The organism is Paenibacillus lautus, from assembly GCF_050482385.1.
Lineage (GTDB): Bacteria > Bacillota > Bacilli > Paenibacillales > Paenibacillaceae > Paenibacillus_AQ > Paenibacillus_AQ lautus_B.
The window spans coordinates 564,264-584,866 of sequence record NZ_JBCNHV010000001.1; the positions used below are offsets into that span (position 1 = coordinate 564,264).

The 20,603-nt window shown below is 48.0% G+C and carries 20 protein-coding genes; 9 read left to right on the forward strand and 11 right to left on the reverse strand.

Translation table 11 applies throughout. The annotated features are described in order from the left end of the window. Positions 1-75 precede the first annotated feature (75 nt). Together ABEW73_RS02705 and ABEW73_RS02710 are read right to left on the reverse strand one after the other, a co-directional pair. Entirely contained in the window at positions 76-1,146 is a 1,071-nt protein-coding gene (locus ABEW73_RS02705) for a bifunctional 3-deoxy-7-phosphoheptulonate synthase/chorismate mutase (protein WP_430172044.1), read from the reverse strand. Positions 1,147-1,573: 427 nt separating this feature from the next. Further along, a complete protein-coding gene (locus ABEW73_RS02710) occupies positions 1,574-2,779 on the reverse strand; it encodes a DUF418 domain-containing protein (protein ID WP_430172046.1) in 1,206 nt (401 codons plus the stop codon). A gap of 346 nt (positions 2,780-3,125) precedes the next feature. Here ABEW73_RS02710 and ABEW73_RS02715 point away from each other — a divergent pair, with 346 nt between their 5' ends. Beyond that, entirely contained in the window at positions 3,126-3,815 is a 690-nt protein-coding gene (locus ABEW73_RS02715) for a response regulator transcription factor (protein ID WP_430172048.1), read from the forward strand. Further along, positions 3,812-5,269 (forward strand): sensor histidine kinase, encoded by a 1,458-nt coding sequence (locus ABEW73_RS02720; RefSeq protein WP_430172050.1) that lies wholly within the window; start codon positions 3,812-3,814, stop codon positions 5,267-5,269. Before ABEW73_RS02715 ends, ABEW73_RS02720 begins: the two co-directional genes overlap by 4 nt. A gap of 64 nt (positions 5,270-5,333) precedes the next feature. On the opposite strand, the gene ABEW73_RS02725 is transcribed toward ABEW73_RS02720, so the two are convergent. Both ABEW73_RS02725 and ABEW73_RS02730 read right to left on the reverse strand, forming a co-directional pair. Further along, entirely contained in the window at positions 5,334-6,290 is a 957-nt protein-coding gene (locus ABEW73_RS02725) for a 3'-5' exoribonuclease YhaM family protein (protein WP_430172052.1), read from the reverse strand. Positions 6,291-6,497: 207 nt separating this feature from the next. Next, positions 6,498-7,418 (reverse strand): aldo/keto reductase, encoded by a 921-nt coding sequence (locus ABEW73_RS02730; protein WP_430172054.1) that lies wholly within the window; start codon positions 7,416-7,418, stop codon positions 6,498-6,500. 213 nt (positions 7,419-7,631) lie between these two features. Between ABEW73_RS02730 and mgtE the strand changes: the two genes are divergently transcribed. After that, entirely contained in the window at positions 7,632-8,987 is a 1,356-nt protein-coding gene (mgtE, locus tag ABEW73_RS02735; RefSeq protein ID WP_430172056.1) for a magnesium transporter, read from the forward strand. A gap of 99 nt (positions 8,988-9,086) precedes the next feature. On the opposite strand, the gene ABEW73_RS02740 is transcribed toward mgtE, so the two are convergent. Then, positions 9,087-9,482, reverse strand: coding sequence for a YmaF family protein (locus ABEW73_RS02740; protein ID WP_430172058.1), 396 nt, complete (start codon positions 9,480-9,482; stop codon positions 9,087-9,089). Between the two features lie 373 nt (positions 9,483-9,855). On the opposite strand from ABEW73_RS02740, the gene ABEW73_RS02745 reads away from it, so the two are divergent. Together ABEW73_RS02745 and ABEW73_RS02750 are read left to right on the forward strand one after the other, a co-directional pair. After that, positions 9,856-10,524 (forward strand): CatB-related O-acetyltransferase, encoded by a 669-nt coding sequence (locus ABEW73_RS02745; protein ID WP_430172061.1) that lies wholly within the window; start codon positions 9,856-9,858, stop codon positions 10,522-10,524. Between the two features lie 248 nt (positions 10,525-10,772). Beyond that, a complete protein-coding gene (locus tag ABEW73_RS02750; RefSeq protein WP_430172063.1) occupies positions 10,773-11,849 on the forward strand; it encodes an SDR family oxidoreductase in 1,077 nt (358 codons plus the stop codon). 59 nt (positions 11,850-11,908) lie between these two features. Here ABEW73_RS02750 and ABEW73_RS02755 read toward each other — a convergent pair whose 3' ends face one another. Beyond that, the gene (locus ABEW73_RS02755) at positions 11,909-12,283 is read right to left on the reverse strand and encodes a winged helix-turn-helix transcriptional regulator (protein WP_430172065.1); all 375 of its coding nucleotides are present in this window, start codon (positions 12,281-12,283) and stop codon (positions 11,909-11,911) included. 33 nt (positions 12,284-12,316) lie between these two features. Continuing rightward, positions 12,317-13,666 (reverse strand): PLP-dependent aminotransferase family protein, encoded by a 1,350-nt coding sequence (locus tag ABEW73_RS02760; protein WP_430172067.1) that lies wholly within the window; start codon positions 13,664-13,666, stop codon positions 12,317-12,319. Positions 13,667-13,835: 169 nt separating this feature from the next. Between ABEW73_RS02760 and ABEW73_RS02765 the strand changes: the two genes are divergently transcribed. From ABEW73_RS02765 to ABEW73_RS02775, 3 genes are all read left to right on the forward strand, one after another. Further along, positions 13,836-14,819 carry a glycoside hydrolase family 43 protein gene (locus ABEW73_RS02765; protein ID WP_430172069.1) on the forward strand — a complete coding sequence of 328 codons (984 nt, stop codon included), beginning with the start codon at positions 13,836-13,838 and terminating at the stop codon, positions 14,817-14,819. A gap of 164 nt (positions 14,820-14,983) precedes the next feature. Beyond that, positions 14,984-15,649, forward strand: coding sequence for a YczE/YyaS/YitT family protein (locus ABEW73_RS02770; protein ID WP_430172071.1), 666 nt, complete (start codon positions 14,984-14,986; stop codon positions 15,647-15,649). A gap of 141 nt (positions 15,650-15,790) precedes the next feature. Further along, on the forward strand, positions 15,791-16,459 hold the full coding sequence (locus ABEW73_RS02775) for a hypothetical protein (protein ID WP_430172073.1): 669 nt from the start codon (positions 15,791-15,793) through the stop codon (positions 16,457-16,459). Positions 16,460-16,589: 130 nt separating this feature from the next. Here ABEW73_RS02775 and ABEW73_RS02780 read toward each other — a convergent pair whose 3' ends face one another. The 4 genes from ABEW73_RS02780 to ABEW73_RS02795 form a co-directional block, all read right to left on the reverse strand. Further along, positions 16,590-17,228 carry an SdpI family protein gene (locus tag ABEW73_RS02780; RefSeq protein ID WP_430172075.1) on the reverse strand — a complete coding sequence of 213 codons (639 nt, stop codon included), beginning with the start codon at positions 17,226-17,228 and terminating at the stop codon, positions 16,590-16,592. Next, positions 17,212-17,496, reverse strand: a complete 285-nt coding sequence (locus ABEW73_RS02785; protein WP_076324201.1) for an autorepressor SdpR family transcription factor — start codon at positions 17,494-17,496, stop codon at positions 17,212-17,214. The genes ABEW73_RS02780 and ABEW73_RS02785 overlap by 17 nt, the downstream gene beginning before the upstream one ends. A 229-nt stretch (positions 17,497-17,725) precedes the next feature. Next, positions 17,726-18,229, reverse strand: coding sequence for a GNAT family N-acetyltransferase (locus tag ABEW73_RS02790; RefSeq protein ID WP_430172077.1), 504 nt, complete (start codon positions 18,227-18,229; stop codon positions 17,726-17,728). A gap of 153 nt (positions 18,230-18,382) precedes the next feature. After that, complete coding sequence (locus ABEW73_RS02795) at positions 18,383-18,964, reverse strand: TetR/AcrR family transcriptional regulator (protein ID WP_430172079.1); 582 nt, start codon at positions 18,962-18,964, stop codon at positions 18,383-18,385. 377 nt (positions 18,965-19,341) lie between these two features. Between ABEW73_RS02795 and ABEW73_RS02800 the strand changes: the two genes are divergently transcribed. Next, the gene (locus ABEW73_RS02800; protein WP_430172081.1) at positions 19,342-20,511 is read left to right on the forward strand and encodes an MFS transporter; all 1,170 of its coding nucleotides are present in this window, start codon (positions 19,342-19,344) and stop codon (positions 20,509-20,511) included. Positions 20,512-20,603 lie beyond the last annotated feature (92 nt).

Consider the following 20,603-nt stretch of genomic DNA (forward strand, 5'->3'; position numbering starts at 1 on the left):
ATTTTGATAACTATCTTAAGGAAAGAGAAGCGTTTTGTCAACCCTTTATCTTCCAAAAGCAAAAGAATACATTTTTTACAGCAATCCGGACTTCTTCACATTCGCCAGGAAATCATGGAATTCCGGAATATTCAGCTGCTGCGCCGCATCGGACAACGCCGTAGCCGGATCAGGATGCACCTCTACCATCACACCGTCTGCTCCTGCAGCGAGAGCCGCTCTGGCACAAGGGGCCAGGATATCCTTACGGCCTGTGGAATGAGTAACGTCTACCAGTACCGGAAGATGTGTTTCCTGTTTCAGAATCGGCACCGCCGAGATGTCCAAGGTGTTTCTCGTTGCCTTCTCGTACGTCCGAATGCCGCGTTCAATCAGCATCACCTGCGTATTGCCGCGGGACACGATGTATTCCGCAGCGTGCACGAACTCATCGATCGTAGCTGCAAGACCGCGTTTCAACAGCACCGGCGTCTGAACATCCCCCGCCGCTTTTAACAGCTCAAAGTTCTGCATGTTCCGCGCGCCGATCTGAATGACGTCAATATATTCGCAAGCAAGCTCGATATGCGCAGGATCCACGATTTCGCTGATCGTCTTCAGCCCGAACTCGGTCGCCACTTCCTTCAGAATTTTCAGGCCTTCAATGCCCAAGCCTTGAAAATCGTAAGGCGATGTTCTCGGTTTGAACGCCCCGCCGCGCATGACAGTTATGCCGGCTTCCTTAAGGGCAGCCGCAACCTGGCGTACTTGCTCATAACTCTCAACCGAGCATGGTCCTGCGATCATGACCGGCGTGCCGCCACCAATGATGGTGCTGCCCAGTTGAATCAGTGTATCCTCCTGTTTCTTCTTACGGCTCACCAGCAAATGCTTCTTGTGATCGACTTGCTGCAGCTTCAAGGATGCCTGGAAAATCTGTTTAAATAAATGACGAACCGTTTCATTATCGAAAGGACCTTGGTTATGTTCCACCAGAGTGTCCAACATTTTTTTCTCACGTACCGGATCAAAATCAGGCACTCCCTGCTTTTGCTTCTCCTGACCGATCTCCTGAGCGATTCGTGCCCGCTCCGACAACAGCTCCAGCAGCTGAAGATTAACAGCATCAAGCTCCGATCTTAATTGTTCCAAACGTCCTTGACTCATCTGAAATCTCTCCCTCACCTATTTTTCTAGTTTATAAAAACAAAAAGACCCCCCGCCCGGAAAGGGACGAGGAGTCGTGGTACCACCCTTATTAGATATGCCGAAAAAAGCAAACACATCTCACTTGAACCTCTTAACGCAAGGGTTACGGGTAAACCTACCATCCGCACAGAACATGCAGATTATCAGCATACCAGCTCCGGAATGAACTTCAGCGGAGAACCTTCGCCCGGGCGCTCTCAGTCGGTGGCAGCCCTTTCCTGTCAGGAACGTTCTTTCGCTTACTCTTTCCATCATCGCTTGTTTTAACATATCGTGTTTGTTAATTTAAGAAGCATTGTAATACATCCCGGATTGAAATTGCAAGAGTTTTATTTAAAGCTTGGGTGCTTCGATGCAGTGAAGTTTGATAAAAGCGGGCTTCATGTCAGAGACGAACATTCACCTTCTGCCCCTGTTTCACCGGATTTCCCCAATACGTAAACAGGCGCCAGATGTATTCGAATGGTCCTATCGGAACCCGCTTTAACCAGACTCTGCTGAAGATCGCTTGCAGAGCAAAAATGACGACAACCATCACCATCTGCCAGATCGGTTCGATCGTTCCGTACCACCCCAATCCGTAGCTGTAAAAGATCAATCCGCAAAGGATCGATTGAAGCAAATAGTTGGTGAAGGCCATTTTTCCGGGATAAGAAAATATATTCAGTACCTTCTGCCACGATGTATTCTGGTATAAAAGTGCAAACACGCCGATATAGCCCAAGGTCAAGAGTGGTGCCCCAACGAATAAGGCTACCGCCTCGCCCCAGGATGGAAGTCCATCCGCTAGCGACATCACGAGTTGAAGAACAAGACCCAAACTTCCGCCAATGACGACCAATTGGATGATCCCCTTCCGGTGCTTCTGGACCTCATGCAAAATACGGCGCTTGCAGAAGTAGGCACCCATCAGGAACATCCCTAATACTTGCGGGTAGAAGACCACCATATTCAAAATGGAGCCGATGTAATCATTCAGCCGCTGAGCGATGATCTGGGTCATCGTCCCCTCTCCGTATATGGCTGCATCCCGCTCCTGGAAATAGATCCCCATCTGATGCGCATCCGCCTGGCTCAACGGCTCAAAGACCTGTCCGGCCGAGGAGCTCAGCAGACTTGCCCCAGTCAGCAGGACGGGAACGAGCAGCAGCAGGGACAGTGACCAGATCAGCAGCGTTCTTGGCTTGCAGCGCTGAAACAGCATCATCAGAAAACCCATGAGTGCATAGTGGGTCAGAACGTCTCCGTACCAAATCAGGATGCCATGGATCAGACCGATCAGAAGCAAAGCCGTCAACCTGCGAGCATAGATACGGTTAAAGCTTCGGCCTTTGGCCTGACTGCTCTCCTGTAACAACACCATGCCAAAACCAAACAGGAAAGAGAAAATCAGAATAAATTTGCCGTCAATTACAATTCCGCGCAGCAGCATCAGGACTTCATTGTACCAGCCTGACCATAATTCGACCCCGAACGAAATCGTTTGTAGCGATGTTGTAAAAAACGTAATGTTAACCAAAAAGATGCCTAATAATGCAAATCCCCTCAAGCTATCGATGAGCCTTATTCTTGGCTGTGGATTCGTTGCCATCATCGTACCTCCTTATCATTGTGCCTTCAGGTTAAGGTACAATCATAAAGAAAGGATAAAGAAACGCTCAGTCAGTTGATCTTTTGATGTGCATTACTTCAACGGAGCAGGCGGAATCGTTCTGGAGAAGCGATAGCGGTCGCCTTTGACCCTTGATTTCAACAATTCTTCATTGTTAGATAGAAATCTGGGGGCAACAGCGATCGGAAGAATGATCCGCATGCGCAGTGATGCTTAAGCTACTGAATTTTAAAGATTCATTTCTTTATTCATTCTTTAGAAATGACGTGTACTCTAACCAGATAAACCCCTTATTAATAGCTATTTTTCGGAGGATGTAATAGATATGGCAAATGAAACGATCCTATTGGTGGATGATGAGGAGGAAATCCTTGCTTTTATACAAGATTCATTGGAACTGGAAGGCTATCACGTACTAACTGCTGGAAGTGGACAGGAGGCGTTGATCCAGAGCGAGCAGCAGCCGTCCCTGATCATCCTCGATGTGATGATGCCCGAGATGAACGGCATTGAGGTCTGCCAGCAGCTTAGGGAAAGGACGCAGTGTCCCATTGTGTTCTTGAGTGCTTGCCAAAGTGAAGTGGACCGGATTCGAGGGCTGGCTGCTGGCGGAGACGATTATCTGCTCAAACCCTTTAGTCTCGCCGAATTGAAAGCCAGAATCCATGCCCACCTGCGGCGAGAACAGAGAATCCACGCGCAAAAAGAACAAGGCATCCTGCGATTCCAATCCCTGATGATCGATTGCAAGGGACATGCTGTTAGCTGCAACGGGCACAACATCGCTCTTACGAATAAGGAGTATCAGATCGTAGAACTGCTGGCGATGCATCAGGGGCAGGTCTTTTCCAGAGAACAGATTTATGAGAAGTTATGGGGGTTTGACGCTGAGGGGGACGACGCTACCATTACCGAGCATATCAAGAAAATCCGGGCCAAGCTGGCTGCCCACGCGCAGGACCGCAGCTATATTCAAACCGTATGGGGCATCGGCTACAAGTGGGATCCCAAATGATGAAACAGTGTTCCATCAAAAACACATTCGCCCGCCATTTCGTCTCCATTCTGGCCTGCAGCTTGCTGGCTACGCTTGTAACCTGGGGACTGCTCGTCATGCTGCTTGGGTACTTGTTCAACCATGACATCGCGCTCCCGGCAAATCATTATGAAGCTCAGATTCCTGTTATTTCGGAGTACGCGGAAGACCGGGGTGATTCTGTCATGAGCACGCAGGGACAAGCCGAACTGGAAAAGGTGATCCCCTCGCAGGGCATGACCTACCTGGTTGTGTCCCTTACCGGCGAACCCTTATATGGTGATCTTACTCTAAAAGAATCGCTTAACCGGCAAAAGATACTAGCACGTTTGAACCAGACGCGCAGCAGCATGAATCAAGTCGTTAAATATATTCCGGTTGTCTCTAGTGACGGAGATCTTGCAGGGGCTCTTCTGCTTGGATATAAACTGAAGGTGACGGCAGCCAATCCGGCGCTGAATCCCTTGATAACCTTTGGGTCCCTGGCCTTTATTCTGACACCTTTTCTGTATATCATCTTGTTCACTCTGATATTCGGAAGGCGATTCAGCCGCAAGATCAGCACTCCGCTGCAGCAGCTTCTGCAAGGAGCCGAGCAGATTAAAGAGCGAAATTTACACTTTTCCATGACAGGGACATCGTCCATAACGGAAGTTAATCAGCTTACGAATGCTTTTGAGGACATGCGTCAGGAGCTGGAGCAATCCATCGAGCGTGAATGGAAATTGGAGCAGGATAGAAGCACCATGTTTGCGGCTCTCGCTCACGACCTTCGGACACCGCTTACGATTATTCAAGGACATGTTGAGGGCTTGGAGCAGATGAACGGGGAGTCTTATGAAGCTAAACGAACGCAATATCTGCAAGTCATCAAACGCAACACGACACGTGCTTCGAAACTCCTTCAGGATATGAACACCATCGCAGAAATTGAGAAGGTATCTTTTCGGCTCCAGCCGCTTCCCGTGGATGTTGAAGATTTCGCGTATGATAAAACCATGGAATATGCCGCTTTATGCAGCAATAAGAACATAACGTTCCATACAGAGATCCATGATAAACGAATGAACAAGAAGCCCGTCATCCTGGATCCCTATCGCATCATGCAGGTTCTGGATAATCTCGTTTCGAACAGCATTCGATATACCCCTGAAGCCGGACAAATTCTATGGCGGATCGAAATCACCGAGCAGCAGGTGATGATGGCTGTGACGGATAATGGAGCAGGCTTTGGGCAGCAGCAAGATCTGCAGCAGGTATTTAAGCAGTTTTATCAAGGGGATCATCATGCCTCCAGACAAAAAGGGCATTCCGGTCTGGGGCTGTATATCGCTAAACTTCTCATTCAGCATCATGGAGGGCATATTTCTGCCGAGAACACTCCACCTCGCGGGGCGACGGTGCGCTTTACCATACCGATCCAAGAATCATAAGCTTCCCCAAGCATCATAAAGAGGCATCCTTCACGATCCAATGGATCGGGGGATGCCTCGATCGTTATACCTTCAACCGATAAATCGCCTTATTATCGAGCCCGCGGATCATCGGTGTCCATGACTCCGTTTCAAGCGTTGTATCCAGGGCATCCTCTACCATCTGCAGCTTGGCATCCAGCAGGTCGATATGGTGCAGCGCAACGGCTTCAGCCGTTTGCGGCTGAACCGGGCTCCCCCACTCTCCCAGGTTATGGTGGGAAAGTACGAGATGCTGCAATCCAAGTACCACTTCGGATTCTAGCGCGATGTCGTTCTGAATGGCCGCTTCCACGATCCAGTTGGATGCAAGGGCGATATGTCCGATCAGTTTTCCCTGGTTGCTGTAGTCCGTAACGATGCCCATCTGGGCGATCATCTCTTCCGGCTTTGCGATATCATGAAGGATAATGCCAGCCTTGATCAAGTCCGGATTCAGAAACGGCCGCTGCTTGCAGATGAAATCGCCAATCTCCAGCATGCGGACAATATGATAGGCAAGTCCGGCAAAATACGCATGATGATAAGTTTTGGCAGCCGGATAATGCATCAGCTTCTCTTCCACCTTCGATACACAATACTGCACGATGCTTCGTACCTGCGGCTCCGTAATCTCATTCATCGTAAGTTTGATCGTATGTAACAGATCCACGGGACGGATTGGCGCAGCCCTCACAAAATCGGTCAAGGAAACGCCATCCTCATCCGTTGCTTTACGAATTCGGCTGATTTTAACTTGAAGCTGATCCCGGTAGCTCAGCACGGTTCCCTGGATTTTGACTAATTGCATCGGCAGGAACGTTTCTTTATCCTGAATGGTCACATCCCAGTACTTGGCCGAAATCTGGCCGCTCGCATCCGAGAGAATAATATCGAAATAATCTTTCGGCGGCGTGCCGTTGGTCTGTCTCATATTTAATTCTTTCAGCAAGTAAAATCCAACAAAATCATCTTGAACACTAAGTTTATTAATCGGTTTCATCTGGTTCCTCCCACGAACTTCATTCCATAAAACTACTCTATCATATTTATAACCTATTACTAAATACGATTCACAATTCGTTCATAACAGTTTTAGTCAAGTATCATAAGGAAGACTCTATGCTAAAACAGTCGGCAGCGGACAGAAAAGAAAGAAATGGCGGTGCTTAGGATGTTATCCTTGCACCGCCATTTCTTCATTTGATGGTTATTCCCTCCATGCACCCGGATGGTCGTCCTGGACCAAATCCAGCTCCACGGCTCTTGCGTTCATCTCCACCTGCTCCACGCTCTTGCAGCCTGGAATAACACAGCTGACAGCAGGATGCTTCAAACACCAGGCCAGCGCCCACTCGGCCATATTCACGCCCTCCGGCACTTCGTTCTGCTTAATCTCTTCCACAAGCTTCAGCTTGGCATTAATCACGTCCTGATCACGGTTCTTGCGCACCTTATCGCTGAAAACCGTCCCTGGCTTATACTTTCCGCTTAAGTACCCGCTCGCAAGCGGAACTCGGGCCAATACGCCAAGATCCTGCTTCATGCATGAAGGAAGAACCTCTTCCTCCGGTGCTTGTTCCAGACGGTTATACACAACCTGAATGGCTGTAGCATTAACCTCCGCAGCCTTGTCGGTTTGATAGATATTTTTGTTGCTACCAATGGAAATGCCCAGATTGCGGATGGTTCCCGCCTGAACCTGCTTATCCAGCATCGTCCACATATCGTCATTGTTGAACACTTCATCCGAGCCGGAATGGAATTGATACAGGTCGATGTAATCGGTACGAAGCGCTTTAAGTGATTCCTCCAGCTGAATTCGGATCTGCTTCGCATCCCAAGCATTCTCCCATTGCTCATGCCACCGATGACCAAACTTCGACGCAATGACCCAATCCTCGCGGCGGTCGCGCGACAGGAAATCGCCGATGAAATTCTCGGACATATGATGAGGCCCATAACATTCGGCTGTATCGAGCAGATTAATGCCGAGTTCCTTCGCATGCGTTAAGATGGCATCGACTTCCTTTTGATTGAAATCCTTCCCCCAATCACCGCCAAACTGCCAGGTTCCCACACCGACTACCGATACTTTCAGATCCGTTTTCCCGAGACGCCTGTATTTCATATACTCACCCCTACTCGTAGATTTGTGCGCCTATATCTTATTTGAATTTGCAACCGTTTGCAACTCTTGCTGCAGACTCTTTTTTTCGTCCATAGACCCTATTTTTATTCACTTGCGTATCCTGACTGTTTAATAACAAGTCGTTATGGTGAACCCTATAATACGTAAACATTTTGCTATAATAGAACGGAATCAGAAAGGAGGATTGTCGGCGTGAATACTCGGACACTGGAGCAATGGATGCCGGACATTATAGAGAGTCTGAAAGCAAAAACACCAAATGACTTTCAGCGAATGATCGATGAATTTCTGCCTTATGACCTGGCCAGAATACATAGCCATCTCAGCGATACGGACCAAACCCGCTTTCTGCAGTTTCTGAACGAGGAACAGCTGGCCGATATGATCCAGGAAATGGAGCACGACCAGCAAATCGAAGTTTTGGGCAAGCTGGGCAAAGAAAAAACAGCCATCATCCTGGACTTGATGGATAACGACGACCTCGCCATTCTGCTTGACGAGCTGTCGCCCGAGCAGAAAGACGAATTCCTCAAAGGAATGCGGGACGAGGAATCCCAATTTGTCCAGAACCTGATGAAATACCCGCCGGAAACTGCGGGCCGAATCATGACTAACCGTTATGTGTGGATTCCCCAGCATTACACCGTATCGGAGGTAGTCCAGAAGCTGAAAACCTACGTCTCCATTTCGGAAACGATCAACTATCTGTACGTCATTGACCAAGACAAAAAGCTGATGGGCGTAGTGTCCTACCGCGGACTCATTTTGGCCGAGCCGGACGAATATATGGTAGATATCATGCACAGCCGAGTTTTGTCCGTACCTGTGGATGCCGATCAGGAGGAAGTCGCGCAGATTATCCAAAAATACGATCTCGTCGCCATTCCCGTTGTTGAACAGGATAACAGGCTTGTAGGCATCATTACGGTTGACGATATTCTCGACGTCGTCATCAAGGAAGCCGATGAGGACATTCGGAAAATGAATGCCACTGGGGGCAAATCCATCGACTTCAACACCAAAGCAACCGTTGCCGCCTTTCGAAGATTGCCGTGGCTAATCTTGCTCTTATTCATCGGCCTGATCTCGGGAACGATCATTTCCAGGTTTGAAGAGACGCTGGCACAGGTTGTGGCGCTAGCCTTCTTCATGCCCATGATTGCCGGAATGACCGGCAATACCGGCACGCAGTCGCTTGCTGTTATTGTGCGAGGCTTGACCACGAAAGAAATGACCAAGTCACTGGTGTACCGGCTGTTAGCAAGAGAGCTGAAGGTCGGATTGATGATCGGGGTGACATGCGGCATCCTGATATCCTTGATCGCATACTTCTGGCAGGGCAATCTCTATCTGGGGTTTGTGGTCGGAAGCTCGTTGATTGCAACACTCATCGTAGGAACCATGGCAGGTACAATCATTCCGCTCATTCTATTCAAATTCAAAATTGATCCGGCAGTAGCCTCGGGACCGTTAATTACAACCATTAACGATATCCTGTCGCTTGTCATCTACTTTGGTATCGCTACGCTGTTTCTTTCTTACATTTAGCAGCTATTCACGAAATATATTCCTTTACGTTAAAAAGACTTCCGGCTTACTAACCGGAAGTCTTTTTGGGGCTTTGCCAGAGCAAGGATCTCGATTGGCTCAAGAACCTGCTTGTTCATTACCCGTGTTTCCACTATATCGATGAGCATGTGGAATCCTGCCATCTACTGTGGTATAGCCTTCAAAATAATGATAGTGCCCGCCGCCTGCCAAGGGAATGGCGGGGCCAGTTGTTCCTCTAATCTTGTGCTTGTGTTGGTCATTAAATGATGTTTGGGCATGATAATTATGGACGTGTGGAACGCCACTTGGAGCTGGTTCAGTTACACCCACGTAATGGTGGAAATGTCCAACATCAAACGATGTGTCTCCTTCGAAGGGATGAACATGAACGTTAACAGGTCTTCCATCCCAAGATGTAAGAAAGAGTTGATGCGAGTGTTCCGAATCGGAGTCATTGGAATGAACAATAAAACCGGTTATTGGTATTTCCATCAAACACACCTCCTTTATATTGATGCATGATTTATTCCTCGCCTACCCTCATGTCAATATATGGTGAAGGCATGTTTCAATATGCTTTCGAAAAACAAAATATCAAGATCAATTAAATTTATATAAAAAAGCCTCGCTGGCAAGTTGCCAGCAGAGGCAAGAAAATGTTCAGGCGTAATGAATGGGACAACATTCACTGTACATTCGAACTGCGTGTTTGACGAAAAGACAATCCGTTTGTTACAATCTCACCAACAAACAGGAAAAGGATGAGGACGATGGTTCGTCGTTTGATAAGGTTTAAGAATGTAGCTACTGCATTAAGCTTCTAAGTAAAAAATGATGTATTCTACTTAGAAGCGAGGGAAAAGAATTGAAAGAACATCCGTTTGAGCACTGGTCCGAAATTAAGTATTTAAAGGATATTGTCACCAACCCCATGATTAAAGTAGGAGAATACTCTTACTATTCTGGTTATTACGATCATCATGATTTTGAAGATGGATGTGTTAGATACCTATGGGGGGATGAAAAATCCAGAAGATTGTTTAACCCCATCGAAGACCATGGTTGGCATATAGATCAATTGATTATTGGAAACTACGTATGCATTGCAAGTGGTGTAGTTATTTTAATGGGTGGAAATCACAATCATCATCCTGAATGGATAACCGTATATCCGTTTGTGGAGCAGATTGAAACTTCTTACCTACCAAAAGGCGATACAATCATCGAAAGTGATGCCTGGATTGGAATGAATGCCATGATTATGCCAGGTGTGACAATAGGTGAAGGTGCCATTGTAGCGGCTGGTTCGGTAGTTGTGAAAGATGTCCCACCCTATACTATCGTAGGCGGTAATCCTGCTAAAGAGATAAAGAAACGCTTTACGGAAGAAGAAATTGAAAAGTTAAAGGAAATGCGATGGTTTGATTGGGAACGCGAGAAAATTGAACGGGTCAGTCATATCTTGTCCAGTTCTTCCGTTAATCAATTATATGACTTTTATCAAAAAGAAATAAAACCATACGTTTCATTTTAGATCTTCTCATAGAAAAAACTAATAAGTTTAAAAAGTAACAGTCCCTTCTAGGAATTCAAGAAGGGACTGTTTTTCTGAATCCAATCCTGAAAATTTTGTTTATCATTCAAAATTCTTTGGTCATACTCTTGGCATGGCTTAAACATTACCAAAAAGTTACTAGGTCACTTCAAAGTGCGTACTTCACAAGCCGAACCCTAACGTGCAAAATGACATTAATCAAGAACATGACGTTAGGAGATGAACCTATGAATACAGATCAACGTTCACATCACTTGAAAAAGGTGGCCTTGGTTGTTGGAGCCAATGGAGTGATCGGCCGCAACCTCATCGAATACCTTGCGACGCTTCCCGATTGGGATATTATTGGAGTATCGCGTCGGGGCGGCGAATCAACAAAACGTGTAAGCTATCTATCGGCCGATTTGCTTGATCGCGAGGATACGCTCGCCAAATTAAGTCACTTAACGGAAGTGACGCACATCTTCTATGCGGCATACCAAGACCGGCCAACGTGGGCCGAGCTCGTTGCACCGAATCTGGCGATGCTCGTCCATGTAGTGGAAGCTATCGAGCCGATTGCCGCCAACCTGCAGCATGTCAGCCTGATGCAGGGCTACAAGGTATACGGCGCTCATCTCGGTCCATTCAAGACGCCGGCACGAGAGACGGATGCGAACCATATGCCGCCGGAGTTCAATATCGATCAGCAGAACTTCCTCGAGGAACGGCAGCAAGGCAAAGCTTGGACCTGGTCAGCCCTGCGTCCATCCGTTGTCAGCGGCTTCGCCCTTGGAAACCCGATGAATCTGGCGATGGTCATTGCCGTCTATGCCTCGATTTCAAAAGAGCTTGGCATCCCGCTGCGTTTTCCAGGTAAGCCGGGGGCCTATCACAGTCTGCTGGAGATGACCGATGCCGATCTGCTCGCGAAGGCTACAGTATGGGCCGCAACCGATGAACGATGCGCCAATCAAGCATTTAACATCACGAATGGGGACCTGTTCCGTTGGAACGAGTTATGGCCGAAGATTGCGAAATACTTTGACATGGAAACCGCCCCTCCCCTGCAGATGAATCTCGATACGGTCATGGCGGATAAAGAGCCGGTCTGGAATCGCATGGTTGAGCAGCATGGACTTGAGGAGCACACGTATCAAGAGGTTTCTTCCTGGAAGTTCGGCGATTTTGTGTTCTCCTGGGATTATGATTTCTTTGCAGACGGTTCGAAGGCCCGCCGCTTCGGATTTCATGAGTATGTCGATACAGAGGCCATGTTCGTGAACATCTTTGACGAGCTCCGGCGGCGTAAAGTCATTCCATAAGCATAAAAAAATAGCCGACTTTATGGATTCAAAGTCGGCTCTTTCATTTATCATGCCTTTTAATGCGGATCCTCTAATTCCGGCTTCTCCAGCACCATGGCGGATTCGCCATACTTCCGTTCGATATGCGTATCTCCCCATCTGCACATCAGATGAAGAATTTCCTTTAAGCTCCAGCCATACTCGGTCAATTCATACTCCACCTTGGGCGGAACCTGATTATACGTTTTGCGTACTATAACGCCCTCCTCTTCCAGTTCCCGCAGATGCTGTGTCAGCATTTTTTGCGTGATCTTGGGAATCAGGCTTAAAAATTCACTATTGCGTCTTTTACCGAAGGTAAGATGAAAGAGAATGACCGGTTTCCACTTCCCGCCAATGACCTCCAGCGTAGCTTCGACCGCCGTGTTATACACTTTGTCTTTATGCCCCATGCAAGCCTCGCTCCTTCGTTCCACGATATGGCATTACCACAGATTCCCGACCTCCCGCTTTACTTCTTCCACTATCGCACGAACCCCTTCCTCGATCTGATTCAACCGTGCTCTGGAAATGCTGATACGGATAAACTTCTCGCGCATCCTATAGTCGGACAGATAAAACAGCTTGCCCGATACCACATGAATGTTCCGTTCTTGCAGCCGCCTGATCAATCGCTCCAGGTTAACGGTCTGCGGCAGCTTAAACAGCTTATATATTCCGCCGTCGCTAGGTACGGCTTCAATCAATCCGGTTCCCTCGAATCGCTGCACAGCAGCATTCAGGGCTTGCATTCGGACTTCATACTGGCTGTAAATCTTCTGTTTGTGCCGCTCGTACATCCCATTGCTGATATAAATTTCGAGTGCCGCTTGGGACAGCAGCGACGTATCCCCATAACTACTGTAGGCATGAAACGTTTCGAGCAACCGTTCCGGCAGAACGACGGCTCCCAGGCGCAATCCGGGGAAAATAATCTTCGAGAAGCTCTTCAAATACACGACATGCGAAGTTCGGTTGTAGGCATAGATGGGATCGTACCCCCGCTCCTCGCCTAGATCGGCCATATAATCGTCTTCCACAATGTAGACATTATATTTCGCCGCCAGGTTAGCAATGGCCTTCCTCTGCTCGGCGCTGTAGGAGGTGCCCAGCGGATTATGATATCTTGACATCGTATAGAAAAATTTAATATGTCCGGATCGGAAATACTCCTCCAGAGCCTGCAGGTCGATCCCCGCTGCCGTGCGGGTCATTCCGATAACGGGTACTCCTGCACTCTCCAACAACTGCAAATAGTTATTGTAGCTTGGCTGTTCGACCAGAATGGCGGAATTCCCGCCGGGAAACGGCATTTTTGTCAAAATCTCAAGTGCCTGCTGGGCGCCCGCCGTAATCACGATCCTCTCCGCGGTAGTGAACACTTGAGCTCCTGCCAAATGGGAGACCAGGGTATGGCGCAGTTTCTCCATCCCTTGCGGATCGCCATAGGTAAACAGTTCATATTTATAGGTATCAATCGCCTTGTTCAGGCAATGCTGAAAATCCAGATACGGGAATACATTCACATCCGGAGAGGCCGAAGAGAAATCGATCGTGGTGCTTACACTCGCGTCTTCTTCCTCTTTCGGACGGTCGACCACGTAATATCCGCTCTGGGATACGGAATAGATCGCATGACGTTTCTCAAGCTCGGCGTAGGCTCGCAGCACGGTGCTGACACTGCATCCGTACGTGAGCGCCGCACGCCGTACGGAAGGCAGCTTCTGCCCGGGACGGTATTGTCCTTCCGAGATTTTGGATTCCATATCCGAGAGGATGGACAAGTATTTTCTCATCATACACCTCCTGTCATTTCTATGCTTGATTATATCCGACCGAGCCTCCATCTAAAAAGATCTAATATTTTTAGGTGAAAAACCTAATTTTATTAGGTTTTTTGGGAGGATAGCGTCTGATAAAATAAATACAAGCGCTTACAATGGAATGATTCAAGGAGGAAACGTGATGACCAAGCCCGTACAGCCTAACGAACCGATCGTCACCCATATCTATACTGCAGACCCTTCCGCCCACGTATTCGAGGGTAAAATTTATATTTATCCATCCCATGACCTGGATCACGAGAACACGTCCAATGATAACGGCGACCAGTATGACATGGAAGACTACCATATTCTATCGATGGATGATGTGAATGCTCCATGCGTAGACCATGGCGAAGCCCTTCATGTGAAGGATGTTCCATGGGCGAAGAAGCAAATGTGGGCACCCGATGCTGCCTTCAAGAACGACACTTACTATTTATACTTCCCTGCCAGGGATCATGACGATATTTTCCGTCTTGGCGTAGCGACAAGTTCGTCCCCTTCCGGCCCCTTTAAGCCGGAGCCTCATTACATCCCGGGCAGCTACAGCATCGACCCTGCCGTATTCGTGGACGACGACAACCGTGCCTATATTTACTTCGGCGGCCTCTGGGGCGGGCAGCTGGAACAATGGCAGACGGGATCGCATACACCGGATGCGGAAGGACCTGCCGCAGATGCACCTGCCATCGGACCGCGGGTCGCTGAGCTGAGCGACGACATGCTTACTTTCAAGGAGGCGCCCCAAGAAATATCTATTGTCGATGACAAGGGAAACCCGATTGTTGCAGGGGATGAAGAGCGACGATATTTTGAAGGACCTTGGGTCCATAAATACAACGGAACCTACTATCTTTCTTATTCTACCGGTTCCACACACAAAATCGTCTACGGCACGAGCCAAACTCCGACGGGGCCTTTCGAGTTCAAAGGCACGATTCTAACCCCCGTTATCGGCTGGACGACCCATCACTCCATCGTTCAGTTCCAGGATAAGTGGTACCTCTTCTATCATGATAGCTCCCTCTCCGGAGGAGCGGACAACAAACGCAGCGTCAAATTCACCGAACTGACCTACCGTGAGGACGGCACCATTCAGACGATTGATCCGTACGGCAAATAAGACATGCCAAGCTGAATTCCACGATTATGGAGTTCAGCTTTTTTCATTCATTTTTTTACAGCTGCCTCGCTGTCGTTGTTTAGTGATATAATGAAAGTTGCTATCATTTTTTGAAGTTAGTAGCGGCGGATCCATCTATATCATAACGAAGAAGGAATGCAACCATGACAAGACAGCTTATGAAACGATATATCATCCTCATTGTAGGTCTATTCTTAATGGGACTTGGCACGGCTCTCGTGACCAAAGCCAATATCGGAACCTCCCCGATTGCCAGCGTACCGTATGTGCTGAGTCTAAAATTCCCCCTCTCCATGGGACTGATGACCATCCTGTTATGCCTGCTGTTTGTGGTGATCCAGGTCCTCATGCTTGGTAAGCAGTTTCCCAAGATGCAATATCTGCAAGTGTTTGTCGGTGTTCTGTTTGGCCTGTTTCTGGATATGGGGGCGTATATCGTAAGTTCGCTCAACTTTACAGTGTATTTCATGAAAATTTTGGCGTTACTGACGGGCTGCATGATTCTGGCGATCGGCATCTATCTTCAAATCATCGCGAATACGATCCTGAACCCGGGTGAAGGCATCGTGAAAGTCATCTCTGAAAAGCTCGGTGCCGAATTCGGGAACATTAAGATCATGTTCGACTGGACCCTGGTATCCATCGGCATCGTCATCTCGCTGTTTGCTTTCGGTTCGATTGAAGGCGTACGCGAGGGCACGGTCATTTCGGCTTTTCTGGTCGGTTATTTCATCAAGGCGCTGCGCCGGATCATGTTTCGTTTGCGCAGCAAAAGAGCCCGGGAAGCAGTGCTCGAGCAGAGCTCGTAATTTTCATGACAATCCTGTGGTTAAACGGTCACATTTTGATTATAATAAGTGGCAAGAGACGAAGAACGTCCCAGCGCATTCCTTATTTGGAGTGAGGCCGGGGCGTTCTTTTTTTATTTATATGGGGAGGTATACCGTAAGATGGATTTTGAGAAGGCTCATGGGACATTTATGCATTATCATCTAAGGAACAGAACCGGAGAAAGAAGAGGTCGTCTGGAACGAGGGCATGGTGAGGCCGAAACCTTGTTTTGCCAAAATGTCTGGTGGCCGCTGCGTGGTCATTTTCGCGATTTACATCCACAATTCGAGGTGCTGGATTGGCGCGGACGATCCTATTATTGCAGCTTCGCCCTCATCACTCCGCATCTGAGGCTGATCATCGAGGTTAAACCATTTAGCACACATACAACCAAGATGGACCGGCAGAAATATTGCAACGAGCTGAATCGGGAAACTTTTTTATCCGCCATGGGTTATCAGGTGATTTCATTTGCTTGCGATGATGTGGCTCACCGCCCGGAGCTGTGCATGACGCTTCTGCGGATGGTCATAAACCGGTATCTGGCAGAACCGCATTCAACAAGTGTATCCACGGTAACAGAACGTGAAATCATCCGATTTGCATGCATACTTGCACGGCCCCTCCGCCCGATCGATGTGAAGACACATCTGCGTCTGAATCATCGGACCGCCCTTCGCTTCCTTCATTCTCTTTGCGATAAGGGGCTGCTAATTCCGGTAACCGGGTCCCAGGGCAAACATGTCGTGAAGTATGAGCTCCATCCCTATGCGGCGCAGTGCCTATAGCTGCTATGGGGGAGGTCTCCCGAACGGATAGACTCGCGCTTTGCCGTAAAATAAACAAGCTGACCCATTCGATTCTGGAGTCAGCTTGTTGGCAGTTCGTGTAGTTTATGTGTTGAGAACCCGCCCGTTATTACACACCCTTTTTATACAAAGAGAATGAGTATATCGCTGGAGCCGTAGCAATCAGTATAATGACAGGGACAACTGCGACGGCAAGGTTCACCTTCAGAAACGCCATCAGGATCATGAAAGCTCCGCCTGCCATCCATAGATACCCTGCAAAACGATGCGTTTTATTCCAATTATCCTGGCTGTTCAGCGTCCAAGGCAGCTTGATGCCCACCGTATAATTCTGTTTGCTCTTCGGCAAATAATTGCCGGTGACCACGAGAAGCATGCCCACAAGAGCCGGTGCAATCGTCTGGATCGGCAGCTCGGCCCCCATGGCCTTGAACAGCGTGATCGGCATGAGAATGAGAGACAGCGCGGGGATGAGCCATAGACCCATCGTTCTTAAAACCGGGGCAGCATTCATTTTCTTAGGATCGTTGTTAAGCGCTACATGCATAATGACGTTAATAACTGCTGTAAACAACGGAAGCACAAACGCCGCAATCGCCTTCGACACATAATTATCCGGATTGCCCGCCGCGTCCCAGTGAACAGCCACCTGCTCAGGCAATTGGCTATACAGCGTCATTGATAAAATAATCGGCAACAAACAGATCAGCGTTGTTATAACCAGCATCGAACTATTCTTTTTCCCCATCTTGTTTCCCCCCGTTAAATTGTGAAAACCACAACATAATTTCTTCGAAAACGGACACGTTGATCTCATAGTAAATATAATTTTTATATTTCGTTTCAAATATCAGCCCGGCCTTCTTCAGCTGCGATAGATGATACGAAATAGTTGCCCCGGTCATATCGAAATGCTGGCCGATCTCTCCGGCTGACATTTTACCGCGCTTGAGCATAACGAGGATGTCCCGTCTCACCGGATCAGATAACGCCTTGAATGTTTCCGGAAACCCCAATGTGCATCACCCATATTTCTATTTAGAATTTCATCTAAATACATTATCTCTCATCCCTGCACTGAATTACAATACCTATTTTGAAAAAAATCTAAATAGAACATAAAATGGGCATCCCGACAGACCCCATCGCCATAACCAAGAAATCGTTACCTATCTTAAAACAACAAAAGTCCGCTGCGGACCAGCACACGCGCTGATCCGCAGCAGACTTACTTTTAAGGTCTGTTTATCCAAGCACCTTTTCAAATACCGGAAAGCTTGCTGTTCTGCCCGGGAAGTTGACTTCTCCCCGCAGGTCATAACCTAATCCTTGATACAGCTTGAGTGCAGCGGTATTCTTGGCATAGGTGTCCAACCGAAGACTCGTGTAACCCTCTCGCCCGGCATATTCTTCGGAGAAGGCTACCAATTTTCGCGCAATGCCCTGTCCGTGTGCTTCCGGATCGACGGCAAGCCGATGCATCATGAGATGGGGGCCCTCTACCTGCTTCCAATTAATGGTCTCGTACTGTTCATCCTGCGTTTCATCGAGGACAACGATCCCCAAGATCCGGCCTTCGCGCTCAGCTGCAAACAATGTTCCTCGCTGCAAATCCTCACCGATCACCTCTCGGTTTGGATACTGTTCATCCCATTGATCGCTGCCTCCAGCCTGCATAACCGTAACACAGCGGGCTATCAAATCCATGATTTCTTGAAGGTCCTCTATTCGTCCTGTCCGTATGTTCATATTCATCGATGCACCTACTATTGTTTTTTAGAACAGTTTACTATGATGGGACAACTGTAACAACAACTAAACATGAAACCAAAAGCATCCTAAGAAATAAATTCACTTTGGTGGAGATAGAACCTTTAAACGATCCATCACAGAGTAACCCACTTATTTAAGCAATGTAAGAGTCACCTCTATCGTATTTTTTACGAATGAGCGCTCCGGACGGGATTTCAACATGACGGTCAGCCCAATTAACGATACGATTAGCGCTTGTGATAAAGCTTTCGCGTCTGTGCCACTCGCAAGCTCGCCTGATTGGATGCCTCGTTCAATGGTTTCTTGAAATATGACCGCCAGGTACATCTGATGTTCCCTTGTCAGAATTTCAAATTTCTCATCATGTGGCGCAAGCTCGACCATCGTATTGATGCAAAAGCATCCGCGGCTGCGGCTTACGGAATATTCCTCATCAACCAAATTCTCAAAAAAAGCCCGAAACGCCTCCCTGACCGATGGCTGGTTTTGAAGCCTGGTTCGAGCCTCGGAAGCATGCGACATCGTGTATTTGCGCAGAGCGGTTTCGAATAGTTCTTTCTTGTCTCCAAAGGCTGAGTATATACTGGGCCGCTGAATGCCCATTCTGGAAGTCAAATCGCTTAATGAGGTAGCCTCATATCCCTTCTCCCAAAATAACTGCATCGCGGCATCTAATACTTTCTCCTCATCAAATTCGCGGACTCGTCCCATAGTGGTTCACCTCTCGTTACGTTTGATTTGAAAGGAATTTTATGATCGAACTGGGAAGCAAACAGGTTTTTAATTACCAATCAGTATGATTAATTTTATGATGTACGGCTTTGATTGTCAAATACCGGTTTTCTTGTATATTGCGGGTAGAGATCAATTCATTCAGTGTATCCATCATTCAAAATATACATGTTGACATGAATTGTTATTATGGGATATATTTATCGAGCAATTTAACATACCGATCGGTACATAAAATCCTCGAAAGGATTGGATGCACAAAAATGGAAAAGCTGATAGCAAAAAAAGCGGCCCATGACGAAACAACGGCGAATGCGTCACAGGGGACGGTGACCACGGCCGAACCCGGTAATCGTATGCATCTAACTCGTTACGTGACGTTATTGTTTGCCATTGCTAGCGGTATGTCTGTTGCCAATATCTACTTCGCTCAGCCGCTGCTCGATGAACTGTCGAACGAGTTCAACATGGACTATTCCATCATTGGAATTCTGATTACCGTCACACAGATCTTTTATGCATTGGGGCTGCTGCTGCTGGTGCCTCTGGGGGATTTACTGAACCAGCGTCGATTAATTATCGGTCAAATGGCGATCTCCATGGCGGCTCTCGTTATCGTTGGAACTGCTTCGTCCGGCACGATGCTCTTTGCAGGCTTGGCTTTGGTTGGATTGCTTGCCGTAGTAACGCAGACGATTGTGGCGTTCGCGGCGACCATAGCTGCTCCTGCTGAACGAGGGCGTGCCGTAGGTATGGTAACCAGCGGAATTGTGATTGGGATCCTTCTAGCGCGAACCATTTCAGGTGTTTTGAAGGATCTTGCAGGATGGCGGTCGGTTTATTTGGTTTCTGCTGCGTTGATGCTGCTCATGGTTTACGCATTATATAAGGTGCTGCCCAATGTTGAGCGTAAGGTAAAGTCTCTTCCCTATTCTCAACTGCTTAAGTCGGTGCTGATGCTGTTCCTGCAAGAACGGCTATTACGTATCCGCGCTGTTTTGGCTATGCTGATTTTTACCGCTTTCAGCATTTTGTGGACGCCATTAGTGCTGCCTCTTAGCTCGCCGCCACTATCCCTTTCGCACTCTGCCATCGGGGCGTTTGGTCTAGTGGGTGTCGTGGGTGCATTGGCTGCAGCAAAGGCCGGTAAGCTAGCCGATCGAGGTTACGGCCAAAGAACGACGGGAATTGCATTGTCCCTGCTATTGCTGTCATGGCTGCCGATCAGCTACACGGAACAGTCCCTGTTTGCCTTAGTCATTGGTATTATTCTGCTTGACTTGGCGGTACAGGCGGTGCATGTCACGAATCAAAGTATGATATTTGTATTGCGCCCACAAGCGCGCAGTCGCATGGTTGCCGGGTATATGATTTTTTATTCCATCGGAAGTGCTGCCGGTTCCATTGCTTCGACCCATATTTATGCACAGTATGGCTGGCATGGAGTTTGCGTGCTTGGGGCCTCAGTCAGCGCTGTTGCTCTTATATTCTGGGTTATGACCAAAGGTACTAAAGGCGCCTTATGACAATAAATTCAAACTTCAAAAGATCGCTTCCCTCGGAAAAGGGGGAGCGGTCTTCTCTAATATCCTTGAACAGGGCCTTCCAGCCCATACGT